General features: G+C 64.2%; 8 protein-coding genes and 1 riboswitch. Of the genes, 1 reads left to right on the top strand and 7 read right to left on the bottom strand.

Annotated elements, in window-relative coordinates:
* Positions 1-356 precede the first annotated feature (356 nt).
* The 6 genes from P0D70_RS11770 to P0D70_RS11745 all read right to left on the bottom strand — a co-directional run bounded on the left by P0D70_RS11770 (position 357) and on the right by P0D70_RS11745 (position 7,827).
* On the bottom strand, positions 357-1,283 hold the full coding sequence (locus P0D70_RS11770) for a DMT family transporter (RefSeq protein WP_091800251.1): 927 nt from the start codon (positions 1,281-1,283) through the stop codon (positions 357-359).
* A 683-nt stretch (positions 1,284-1,966) separates the two neighbouring features.
* Positions 1,967-3,565, bottom strand: coding sequence for an L-lactate permease (locus tag P0D70_RS11765; RefSeq protein ID WP_408184601.1), 1,599 nt, complete (start codon positions 3,563-3,565; stop codon positions 1,967-1,969).
* A gap of 325 nt (positions 3,566-3,890) precedes the next feature.
* Positions 3,891-4,382 (bottom strand): hypothetical protein, encoded by a 492-nt coding sequence (locus P0D70_RS11760; RefSeq protein ID WP_408184600.1) that lies wholly within the window; start codon positions 4,380-4,382, stop codon positions 3,891-3,893.
* A gap of 263 nt (positions 4,383-4,645) precedes the next feature.
* A complete protein-coding gene (locus P0D70_RS11755; protein ID WP_091792782.1) occupies positions 4,646-4,858 on the bottom strand; it encodes a YMGG-like glycine zipper-containing protein in 213 nt (70 codons plus the stop codon).
* Between the two features lie 264 nt (positions 4,859-5,122).
* Complete coding sequence (thiC, locus tag P0D70_RS11750) at positions 5,123-7,054, bottom strand: phosphomethylpyrimidine synthase ThiC (RefSeq protein ID WP_091792783.1); 1,932 nt, start codon at positions 7,052-7,054, stop codon at positions 5,123-5,125.
* Between the two features lie 94 nt (positions 7,055-7,148).
* Positions 7,149-7,267, bottom strand: a riboswitch (TPP riboswitch).
* A gap of 149 nt (positions 7,268-7,416) precedes the next feature.
* Positions 7,417-7,827 carry a GreA/GreB family elongation factor gene (locus tag P0D70_RS11745; protein ID WP_177204949.1) on the bottom strand — a complete coding sequence of 137 codons (411 nt, stop codon included), beginning with the start codon at positions 7,825-7,827 and terminating at the stop codon, positions 7,417-7,419.
* A gap of 946 nt (positions 7,828-8,773) precedes the next feature.
* Between P0D70_RS11745 and P0D70_RS11740 the strand changes: the two genes are divergently transcribed.
* Positions 8,774-9,703: an EamA family transporter gene (locus tag P0D70_RS11740; protein ID WP_408184599.1), complete on the top strand. Its 930-nt coding sequence runs from the start codon at positions 8,774-8,776 to the stop codon at positions 9,701-9,703.
* A 66-nt stretch (positions 9,704-9,769) separates the two neighbouring features.
* Here P0D70_RS11740 and P0D70_RS11735 read toward each other — a convergent pair whose 3' ends face one another.
* Positions 9,770-11,812: an oxidoreductase gene (locus tag P0D70_RS11735; RefSeq protein ID WP_408184598.1), complete on the bottom strand. Its 2,043-nt coding sequence runs from the start codon at positions 11,810-11,812 to the stop codon at positions 9,770-9,772.
* Positions 11,813-11,914 lie beyond the last annotated feature (102 nt).

Here is an 11,914-nt window from a genome sequence, read left to right as displayed (position 1 = left end):
TGCAGTCGTTTGGCAAGCTGGCACACAAGCTGCTTTTAATAGGGCGTGAAACCGGATTGGCTTGCCCCACGTGGGTTTGCGGCGAGTCGTCCAGCGAACGAATCAATCAGGGAATTCTGACCATTCCAGCATCGGCCGACGAACCGATGCTTAGCCCGATGATGGTCTGCGCGATGACGCGCGGCCTCGGTGGCCCCGTCGCCTATCCTCGTAGGGCGACGGTTTCGCCCGCACTCCCGTGGAGTGCGGGCTATTTTTTTGCGCTTGGGAGTCGTCGCGGCGGCGGGATGGCGGGACTGCGGGAAGAATGCGCGGGTCGGCGACGCCGGAGAGCGTCGCGCGCAACGAAGCGGATGTCAGGTGTCGGCGCGGCGCGTTCCGATCCACGGCAGACGCTTGATAACGCCCGTGGCCAGCGCGGTGCCGACCAGGATCACGCCGCAACCTTCGAGCATGCCGGGTGACACGCTTTCGCCGAGAAACAGCGCGCCCCACAGAATGCCGAAGATCGGAATCACGAAGGTCACCGTAATCGCGCGCGCCGGTCCGACCACCGCGATCAGATGGAAGAACAACATATACGCCACGCCCGTACACGCGACACCGAGCGCGATCACCGCACCCCACGCGTGGAGCGAGACCGGCGCCGCCGGCCAGTAGATCACGGCGAGCGGCAGCAGCACGATCGTGGCGCCGGTCATGGTGCCGGTCGCGACGGTGAGCGCGTCGACGCCGGTCAGGTGGCGCTTCGTGTAGTTGGCTGCGACGCCGTACAGCAGCGTGGCGCCGAGAGCCGCGGCGGCCGCGAGCGCGGTGCTGAGCGGGGTCGCGGCCGTACCGTTCGGCGCAGCGATCTGATCCCATACCAGCATCAATACGCCGAGAAAGCCGATCACCAACCCGAGCGTGCGCAGCGCGCTCAGCCGGTCACGCAGCCAGAGAAAGCCGACCAGCGCGCCCCAGAGCGGCGTGCTCGCATTGATCACGGAGGTGACTCCCGCCGACAGCGTCAACTCGGCGTAGGCGAACAGGCAGAAGGGCGCCGCCGAATTCAGGATGCCGACCACCAGCAGCGGGAAGGCGCGCGTGCGCAGGATGGTCGCGGATTGGCGTAGCGGGCGTCGCGCGATCAGCACGACGGCGAGAAACGCCGCGCCGATGCCGACGCGCAGCGCCATCAACGGTGCGACGCCGAAGTCGGTGACGCCGACGCGGATAAACAGGAACGACGCGCCCCATAGGGCGGCGAGGATCAGCAGTTGCAGCAGGTTCTTGGCATTCATCGGGATGGCGCCTCGCGCGGTTGAGTCGAGACGCCCGCGCATCGTAGCAGCGCAATCGTGCGAAACGTTTCAGGCTGGAATGAAACGGCAAGATCCGGGAGATGAAAGGCGTCTGATAGTCGTGATCGTAAGTGTAGCGGCGGTGTGCGCAAAACGAGCAATTCTCACGCTGATGTGAGAAAAATTGCGATCAGGACGGTGTGATGGAAGGGAGGGGCTGAGGCAGGATATGGTGTCTGCTTGAGCGTCGTGAATTATTTTGCGGTCGATGGCTCGCTGGCCGGGGTGGTGTGCATGCGGCGCAAGCGCGGGTCGGGCGCGCCGGGTCAGCTGCTTGAGCCGACCAGACGCGACCCGGCCCGACTTGGCGAAACCCGTCTCAGTGCGCAGTCTTCCGTGCGCGTCGTGCCCACCGTAAGCAACGCCCTCAGTACAGAATTCCCTCGGTACGAGCGCCACGCCTTCGGTACGGAATCCCGCCGGTACGAGCGCCACGCTCTCGGTACGGAATTTCGCCGGTACGAGAGCGCTACGCCCCCGGTACGGAATCCCGCCGGTACGAGAGCGCCACGCCCTCGGTACGGAATCCCGCCGGTACACACGCCACACTCTCGGCACGGAATTTCGCCGGTACAAGCGCCACGCCCTCGGTACGCAATCCCGCCGGAACGATCGCCGCCCCCTCAGTGCGGAATCATCCACTGCAGGAAATTCTGCTGCAGCCAGACCAGCACGCCGAGCAGCACCGTCAACAGAATCGAATGCTTGAACGTCTTGGCGAACACCACGCCTTCCTTGCCTTTAAGCTCGGTGGTGGCCACGCCGGTCGAGATGTTTTGCGGCGAGATCATCTTGCCCATCACGCCGCCCGACGAATTCGTCGCCGCCATCAGGATCGGGTTGAGATTCAACTGGTTGGCCGCCACCACCTGCAGATTGCCGAACAGGGCGTTGCCCGAGGTATCGCTGCCGGACAGGAACACCGCGACCCAGCCAAGGAACGCCGATACCAGCGGAAAGAACGGTCCGACCGAGGCGACGCCCAGCCCGAGCGTGTAGGTGAGCCCCGAGTAGTTCATCAGATACGCGAGCCCGACGATGGTCGCTACCGTCAGGATTGCGATGCGCGTTTGCACCCACGTGTCGGCGATGGCCGCGCCAAACTCGCGCGCGCTCAGGCCGACCACGAAGGTGGTGATGAGCGCGGCAACGAGAATCGCGGTGCCGGTGGCGAGCGGCTGGAAGTCCCATACCGCGCCGTACGGCGTGTTGTACAGCGTGATGAAGACGGCCTTGTCGAGCCCCGGCCACGGCACCTTGACGTCGCCGATCAGGAAGATCTTCGCCACCGTCCAGACGATCACCACGACCGACACGATGATCCACGGATACCAGCCCTGGCCGCCGCCGATCTTGCCGCGCACCTCGCCGACACGGTCGATGTTGACCGCGAATTTCGGATCAACCGCGGGCCGCCAGACGCGCAGGAAGGCGATCGTCAGAATGAGCGAGACCATCGACGACAACACGTCGGTCAGGCTGTAGTTCACGTAGTTCGAGGCGACGAACTGCGTCAGCGCGAAGCTCGCGCCCGATACCAGCAGCACCGGCCACACTTTCAGCATGTTGCGAAAGCCCGCATAGACGCTGATCACATAGAAGGGCAGCAGAAAGGCGAAGAACGGCAACTGGCGGCCGACCATCTTGGCGAGCGAATCGGCCGGCAGGTGCGTGACCGCGCCGAGCACGGTGATCGGCACGCCTAGCGCGCCGAAGGCGACCGGTGCGGTATTGAAGATCAGCGTGAAGGTGAGCGCTTCCAGCGTGGGAAAGCCGAGCAGAATCAGCAACGAACTGGTGATGGCGACCGGCGTGCCGAAACCGGAAATCCCTTCGAGCAGCGCGCCGAACGAAAACCCGATCACCACCAGCACCACGCGCCGGTCGTTCGGCAGATTGTCGATCATCCACATGCGAAAGGCCGCGAAGCGCCCTGAGCGCTGCGAGATGTTGTACAGCAGGATCGCCGCGAACACGATCCACATGACCGGCCAGCATGCGAACACGGCACCGGCCACGACCGAATCGACCGCCAGTCCCACCGGAAACTGCCAGACAAAGATCGCCACGATCAAGCCGACGATCAGGCCCGCGAGCGACGCCTGCCATGCCGGCCGCCGCGCCCAGCCGAGCAGGAGCAGCACGACGATGATCGGTAAGGCCGCGACCAGAAACGATGGCAATAGCGAATTGCCGACAGGGGTGAGTAGTTGATGGAACATCGCGTCTCCTTCGTTGTTGTTCGAACTCGACGCGGCACTTATTTTTATCGGACGCGTCGCTCTGGCAGGACGGATGGGCGTCGGCGGCACGTGCGGGCCGGGCCGGATCGCTTATTTAAACAGGTACTGTGTGGGGCTTTCCCAAGCATAGAACCCAGTCGGGCGGCGTCAAGAAGAAACTGCGGGCGAAGCGGACGAGGGCCGGGAACCCGCGTTGCGCTCGCCTGAGGCGGCATGCGCGAAGCGCGGCGGGGCCGCGTGCTGCAGGGGCCGTCGTGCAGTTCATGGCAAAGACCATCAATGAGTCGAAACGCGCCGGCACGTGTCAGTGCCCGTGGCCATGGCCGTGCCCGCCGCCTCCACCGTGGCCACCCCAGTAGCCACCAAAACCGAAGCCGATCGAAACCGAGGGACCATACCAGCCTGGATAGCCGTAATAAGCCGGATAGACCGGCGGCGGATAGTAGACCGGATAGGCCGGCGCGGGCGCCACATACACGGGCGGGGCGGCAACCGCGTAAGTGGGAGGCGGGCTCTGCTGACCACCCTGAGCCTGTTGCTGCTGCGCGGGGTATGAAGCCTCCTGGCCCATCGGCACGGCCTGCTGCGTACCCGCCGCGGGCACGGCGCCGTAATACGGGTAATAGCCGGCCGGATAATAACCGTATGGGTAGTAGCAACCGGACAGCGTGAGGGCGCAGGCCATGCCGCCAAGCGCCATGCCGGTGTATGAGAGTCGAGGAAAGGAGGAACGGGAAAAGCGCAGCGGCAACCGCTGGCCGATCGCACACACCGTATTGATGAGGCGGGACTTCATGACGCGCTCCTGGTTGAATCGAACGCCGCCATTGGGGGCGTCACGGTACCAGCTTACGCTGCTGCGACGCCGGCCGGATTGCAAAACGGTAACGGCTTATTTCACCTCATTGCAGCGCCATTCGCGACCTGCATGAACCCGAGCATAAAACGCATGTCGCGCGCGTTGCGCTCATGAGCGATGTGTCCAGCTCGCCGAGGGTCGCGCTTCGCTCGCCCCTCGTGCGTGTCATGTGATGGATCGCGCTACGACCTGCCGTCCGCTTACTTCCCGACCTGATTGCCGATGATGCCACCCGCCGCTGCGCCGCCTATGGTCGACAGCGCATTGCCGCCGATCGCCGCGCCCGCGGCGCCGCCCAAGCCCGCGCCGATAGCCGTATCGCGGCCTTGCCGGCTCATGCCTTCACACGCGGAAAGACTCACCACGACTGCCACGATGGCCGCGAGCGTGCCGATTTGACGAATCGATTTCATGATGCTGACTCCGGTAGTTGTAGTTGGAACGTCACCTTCCTTGCATTTGATGTTATCGCCGCAGCCCGTATCCAGATGTTTGCGCTTGTCAACGAACTGTCGGTTTCGTAATCAAATGTTTCCCTCCGGATAGCATGCGACGTGCCCGGAAGCCGTAAACGGAAAAGCCCGCCAGTGGCGGGCTTCGGTGCTGCAATGCAAGGATTGGCGGATCGAGTGGCGGCTTGGACTGCACCGCGAGAACACGCGACCCGCGTGCGAACCTTACTGCCGCTGATAAATCTCAGCGCCTTTTTTCATGAACTCGATCGACTTCACTTCCATGCCTTTCTTCAACGCTTCGTCGTCGGTGACGCCCTGTTGCGCGGCGAACTCGCGGACGTCCTGCGTGATTTTCATCGAGCAGAAGTGCGGGCCGCACATCGAGCAGAAATGCGCGACCTTGGCCGAATCCTTCGGCAGCGTTTCGTCGTGGAATTCGCGCGCCTTGTCCGGATCGAGGCCGAGGTTGAACTGGTCCTCCCAACGGAATTCGAAGCGCGCCTTGGAGAGCGCGTTGTCACGCACCTGCGCGCCCGGGTGGCCCTTCGCCAGATCGGCGGCATGCGCGGCGAGCTTGTAGGTGATGATGCCGGTCTTGACGTCGTCCTTGTTCGGCAAGCCGAGGTGTTCCTTCGGCGTCACGTAGCAGAGCATGGCCGTGCCGAACCAGCCGATCATCGCAGCGCCTATGCCCGAGGTGATATGGTCGTAACCCGGCGCGATGTCCGTGGTCAGCGGTCCCAGCGTGTAGAACGGCGCTTCGTCGCACCATTCCAGTTGCAGGTCCATGTTCTCCTTGATGAGTTGCATCGGCACATGGCCGGGGCCTTCGATCATGGTCTGCACGTCGTGCTTCCACGCGATCTGCGTGAGTTCGCCGAGCGTCTTCAGTTCGCCGAGTTGCGCTTCGTCGTTGGCATCGTAGATCGAGCCGGGGCGCAGGCCGTCGCCGAGCGAGAAGGCCACGTCATAGGCCTTCATGATTTCGCAGATGTCTTCGAAATGCTCGTACAGGAAGCTTTCCTTGTGGTGAGCGAGACACCACTTGGCCATGATCGAGCCGCCGCGCGAGACGATGCCGGTCATGCGCTTGGCCGTGAGCGGCACGTATTGCAGACGCACGCCCGCGTGAATCGTGAAGTAGTCGACGCCCTGCTCAGCCTGCTCGATAAGCGTGTCGCGGAAGATTTCCCACGTCAGGTCTTCGGCCTTGCCGTTGACCTTTTCCAGCGCCTGGTAGATCGGCACCGTGCCGATCGGCACCGGCGAATTGCGGATGATCCACTCGCGCGTTTCGTGAATGTGCTTGCCGGTGGACAGATCCATCACCGTGTCGCCGCCCCAGCGGATCGCCCACGTCATCTTGTCGACTTCCTCGCCGATCGAGGACGTCACCGCCGAGTTGCCGATGTTCGCATTCACCTTCACGAGGAAGTTGCGGCCGATGATCATCGGCTCGCTTTCCGGGTGATTGATGTTGTTCGGGATGATCGCGCGGCCGCGCGCCACTTCTTCGCGCACGAATTCCGGCGTGATTTCGGTGAGGCCGTTCGGACCGAACGCGCTCGCGCCGAATGCCTGACCCGGATGCTGGCGGCCCATCATCGCGGCGAGCTTTTCGCCGTTCGGGCCGCTCGTCTTAAGGCTTTCCAGATACTCGGCGCGGCGCTGGTTCTCACGAATCGCGATGTACTCCATTTCCGGCGTGATGATGCCTTTTTTCGCGTAGTGCATTTGCGAGACGTTCTTGCCGGCGATCGCGCGGCGCGGCGTGCGGTGCAGGCCCTGGAAGCGCAATTCGGCGGTCGCCGTGTCGGCGGCGCGCTCGCGGCTGAAGTCGCTCGACAGACCCGTCAGCGCTTCGGTGTCGCCGCGCTCTTCGATCCATGCCTGACGCAGTGCCGGCAGACCGGCGCGGATATCGATTTTGGCTTCCGGGTCCGAGTACGGGCCCGACGTGTCGTAGACATAGACCGGCGGATTCTTTTCGCCGCCGAAACTGTCGGGCGTGTCGGCCTGCGAGATTTCGCGCATCGGCACGCGGATATCGGCACGCGAGCCGGTCACGTAGACCTTGCGGGAATTTGGCAGCGGCGCGACGGCGGCTTCATCGACGTGAGCGTCGGCGGAAAGGAACTTCGGGTTGGCGTTCATGCAGTATCTCCTGAGCAAAGCTATGTGGGGCGGCTAAGCAGGAGACGAGACGGAAGTTGTCGGAAATCGCGAGAGATGAGGCTGTAGAGCTGGAGTGCGAATTCCGCACGCTTCCCTGCGCTGGCATTATCCAGATCAGGTTCAAAGGGTATTTCTCACCCGCGCAGCACGGACCTCCAACCTCCGTGCAACGCAGGACCCCCGCGTTAGCAGCGCACACGATACACCGGCCGCACGCTGCTTGGCAACCCGTCTTCGAACATCGGATGGCGGATATCACAGCGGCAAGCCACGCGGCATTGCCGTATTCAGGGGGCTGTCATGAAGCGGCGCAACACGCGTTGCTACGCCATTGCGCTGGCTTACAGCGTGAAATTGTCGGCGGCTTCGGGCTGAAAGAGGATCTTTTCGAGCTTCAGCACTTTCTCCGTGCCGCTCGGCGGCGTGAAGCGGATGCGCTCGCCGCGTTTGGCGCCGAGCAAGGCGAGGCCGGCGGGGGAGAACACGTTCAGGCGGCCATGCGCGAAGTCCGCGTTCGGCGGATAGACCACGGTCCAGGTCATGTGCTCGCCGCTGGTTTCGTCGACCAGCGTGGCTTGCGAATTCATCGTAACGATATTGGCCGGAATCTCGTGCGAGTCGACGATCACGGCGCGCTCCAGGACGTCGTCGAGCATGTCTTGCAAACGCGCGTCGGCGCCGGGCGCGGCTGCGTGCTTCTCGAGACGGGTGACGTCGAGTTCGGTGAGGTAACAGGTTTTCGTCTTTTTCACGATGGGTACTCCAATTCGATCTGCATGTAGGGGAACAGCGTGCGGATGAGATCGGCCCGGAGCCCGACAACGCGGCTCAGGCAATGGAGCGAGCAGCGTTAAATCGGGCGCCGGGCGGCGTGGAGCGGGAGCGTTCGGGACGGCCCGCCGGCGCGACGCGGCATGAATTCCGCGCGCGCGCAGCCGGTTGCGCGGCGAGGGCGCAAGCGGAAGTGGGCACGGAAAGTCGGAAAGCGCATCGAGGTGGCCGGTGGGTAGCGAAAGAGGGGGAAGCGGGCGCCACGATACAGTTGCACGCGGCGCGATCGAAAGCTGAATGTTAGCACGGGGCTAATCTCTACCGACTGTAGCACAAGGCCGGGGCGTGTCTCCCGACTCGCCGCCAAGGACCGTCGTTCACCGTGCGCCATCGGCCGACATCCGTTGGCAAAGCGCGCGGGCCGTATTCCGGCCAGACCGCCGCCTGCCCGAAAGTTACGGAGGCCGAATCATCGTCGACCTTGCTTGAGCATCCACTCAACCAGGCGGCGGGAGAATCGACCACTCAAAGATCCGCAGCAACGCACGGCGGCTCATGCCGAAACACAGATCGCTATGCCTTGTGCATTCAACGCGTTCTGTGGAGTCGACGTGGCAAATACGGGGGGAAACGTCCACGGCGTTTTTGTTGCAAGTACGCCAAAAAGTTACGATTCTTTCAAGCGACGCGGTGGGCGCTTACTGCATAATGCCGTGCGCGCCCACTATTTGGCGCGTGTTCGCCGTGGCCCGATTTCTTCGGCCGCCGCGGCGTTGTGGCTCATTGGCCATCTATCGTCCTTCCGCTCCACCAACATGTCCGCCAGCCTTGCCCGTCAGACCGTATCGCCGATGCGGTGTCCGCCATCCCGCCTCAGGGTCTCCAGCGGGGGCGCCGCACCTCGAGCGGCATGGGCGGGTTGAACGCATGTCGCTGCAACTCCCAAGCCGTTTTCCGCGTGGTTTTTCGCTCCGTTTGCCGCAGTCCCGCAATGGCCAGCTCGCGCTCGCGCTCGCCGTCGTCTATGTCGTGTGGGGCTCGACCTATCTTGCCGTGCACGTCGCGCTGGGTTCGTTTCCTCCATTGCTTCTCTCGGGGCTGCGCAATCTGTTCGCCGGTGTAGGCCTCTTTATTTTTGCGGCGCGCCGCAATCCGGTCTGGCCGGGCGCCGCCGAAATCCGTAATGCCGGGCTGGTGGGCACCATGCTGGTCGGTTTGTCGAGCGGCATGCTCGCCTACGGGATGCGCACCGTCGGCACCGGCACCGCGGCGGTGATGGTCGCCACCGTGCCGCTGTTCGCGACGGTGATCGCGGCCGTGGCGGGGCGCAAGATTGGCCGGGGCGAGTGGTTCGCGGTCGGCCTCGGTCTGGTCGGCATCGCGATTCTCAGTCATGGCGATAGTGCGCCGGGCTCCGCGGGCGGCAGCCTGGCGATTCTGTGCGGTGCGCTTTTCTGGGCGGGCGGCGCGCATCTGGCCGGGCGTCTGAAACTGCCCTCGGACCTGTTTCTCTCGACGTCGCTGCAAATCGGTCTGGGCGGCGCGATGTCCACGCTGGTCGCGTGGGTCTCCGGCGAGCGGATGCTCGAGGTGCATGTTATGCCGGTGCTGGCGTTCATCTACCTGATGCTGATCGGCACGATGGCCGCCTACGTCGCATATGGTTTTCTGATCCGGCATACCAGCCCGATCATCGCCAGCAGTTGCATGTACGTGAACCCGGTGGTGGCCGTGGCGCTGGGTGCGCTGCTGCTCGGCGAGCCGGTCACCCGCTCCACGGTGATCGCGACGGTCGTGATTCTGGCGAGCGTGGGACTGTCGTTCTGGTTCGACTACCGGAAGAAGGGGCTCGCCTGAGCCTGGAGCGGGCTTGCGTTGGGTTGCCCCTTGTGAGTCTCATTGTGCCGGGGCGGCGGCCCGCTATTAGAGCGCCGCGGCCACTTCCGCGCCTTCGCGAATCGCGCGTTTCGCGTCCAGTTCAGTGGCGACTTTCGCCCCGCCGATCACGTGATAACGCGGGCCGCCGGCCTGATTCGCTTCACCCGCTGCCTGCGGGTGCAGATCGCGCAGCGATTCCTGCCCCGCGCACACCACGATCGTATCCACGTCGAGCCATTCCTCGACGCCTTCATGCGCGATCTTCAGCCCGCGCGCCGCGATTTCCAGATATGACACGCCACCGAGCATTGTCACGCCGTTCCTCGCCAGCGTCGCGCGATGCACCCAGCCGGAAGTCTTGCCAAGCCCCATGCCGAGCTTGCCGGCCTTGCGCTGCAACAGCCAGATTTGCCGCGGCGGCCGCGCCGGCGCGGGCGGTTTCAGCCCGCCGCGTTCCCGCACGGCCAGATCGACGCCCCATTCGTCGAGCCATGCGTCGCGCGGCATTGGCAGAGGCTCGCCCGCGCGATGCAGCAAAAACTCGCTGACGTCGAAGCCGATGCCGCCCGCACCGATCACCGCGACGCGCTGGCCGACCGGCGCACCACGCAGCACGTCCACATACGACAGCACGTTGGCCGCGTCGATACCGGCAATCGCCGGCCGGCGCGGCACGATGCCAGTGGCGACGATCACGTCGTCGTAAGCGCCCGAGGCCAGCAGGGCGGGGTCGACGCGTGTGTCGAGCCGCACGTCGACGCGGTGGCGTTGCAACTGGCTCTGAAAATAGCGGATCGTTTCGCTGAACTCCTCCTTGCCGGGCACGCGCATCGCCAGATTGAACTGGCCGCCGATCGTTGCGCTCGCATCGAACAGCGTCACGCGATGCCCGCGCGCCGCGGCGACGGTCGCCGCCGACAATCCGGCCGGACCCGCGCCGACCACTGCCACCGAGCGCGCGGCCTGCGCCCCGGCGACGGGCCGGTAGATCAATTCGGTCTCGCGTCCCGCGCGCGGATTGACGAGGCACGTGGCGCGCTGGTTCTTGAACGTGTGATCGAGGCAGGCCTGATTGCAGGCGATACAGGTGTTGATTTCGTGCGCGCGTCCCTCGGCGGTCTTCACCACGAACTCGGGATCGGCCAATAGAGGCCGCGCCATGGAAACCAGATCGCCCGCTCCCTGCGCGAGCAGTTCTTCGGCGACCTCGGGCGTATTGATGCGGTTGGACACGATCACCGGCACCTTGACGGCGGCCTTCAATCGCGCGCTCAGCGCGGCGAAGGCGGCGCGTGGCACCGAGGTCACGATGGTCGGCACACGCGCCTCGTGCCAGCCGATGCCGGTGTTGAACATGGTAACGCCGGCGGCTTCGAGCGCCTGCGCGACCTGCACGGTTTCGTCCCACGTGTTGCCGCCCTCCACCAGATCGATCAGCGAGATCCGGTACACGACGATAAAGCGTTCGCCGCATACCGCGCGCACCGCCTCGACGATCTCGCGCGCGAGTCGCATGCGGTTTTCGATGCTGCCGCCGTACGCGTCGGTGCGCTGGTTGGTGCGCGGGCACAGGAACTGGTTGAGCAGGTAGCCTTCACTGCCCATGATCTCGACACCGTCGTATCCCGCGCGTTGAGCGAGGCGTGCGCAGCGTGCGTAGTCGCGCACGGTCTTCGCAATGCCGGCGATGCTAAGCGCTCGCGGCTTGAACTTCGAGATCGGCGATTTGATCGCCGATGCGGAGACGACGAACGGTTGATAGCCATAGCGGCCCGCGTGCAGGATCTGCAGCGCGATCTTGCCGCCTTCGGCATGCACGGCCTCGGTCAATTTCCGGTGATTGCGCAGATCGAATATGGAATTCAACGTGCCGCCGAACGGCAACAGCCAACCTTCGCGATTCGGCGAGATCCCGCCCGTGACGATCAAACCGACGCCGCCTTTCGCGCGCTCGCGGAAATACGCGGCCAGCTTCGGGTAATTCCAGAAGCGGTCTTCCATGCCCGTGTGCATCGAACCCATCACCACGCGGTTGCGCAAACGAGTGAAGCCCAGATCGAGTTCGGCGAGTAAGTGTTGGTAAGACATGCGGGGGACCGTGTAATTATTGGACGCGCACGAACAATACACCGCGTCGCGTGCCAACCCGCCGAGGAAAAATTCTAAACCTCGCAAGTCGTTGCTCCGTAA

Source organism: Paraburkholderia sp. RL17-381-BIF-C (assembly GCF_046026435.1).
Lineage (GTDB): Bacteria > Pseudomonadota > Gammaproteobacteria > Burkholderiales > Burkholderiaceae > Paraburkholderia.
Note: the sequence above shows the minus strand (reverse complement) of the source record. Positions and strands in the feature narration are given on the sequence as shown.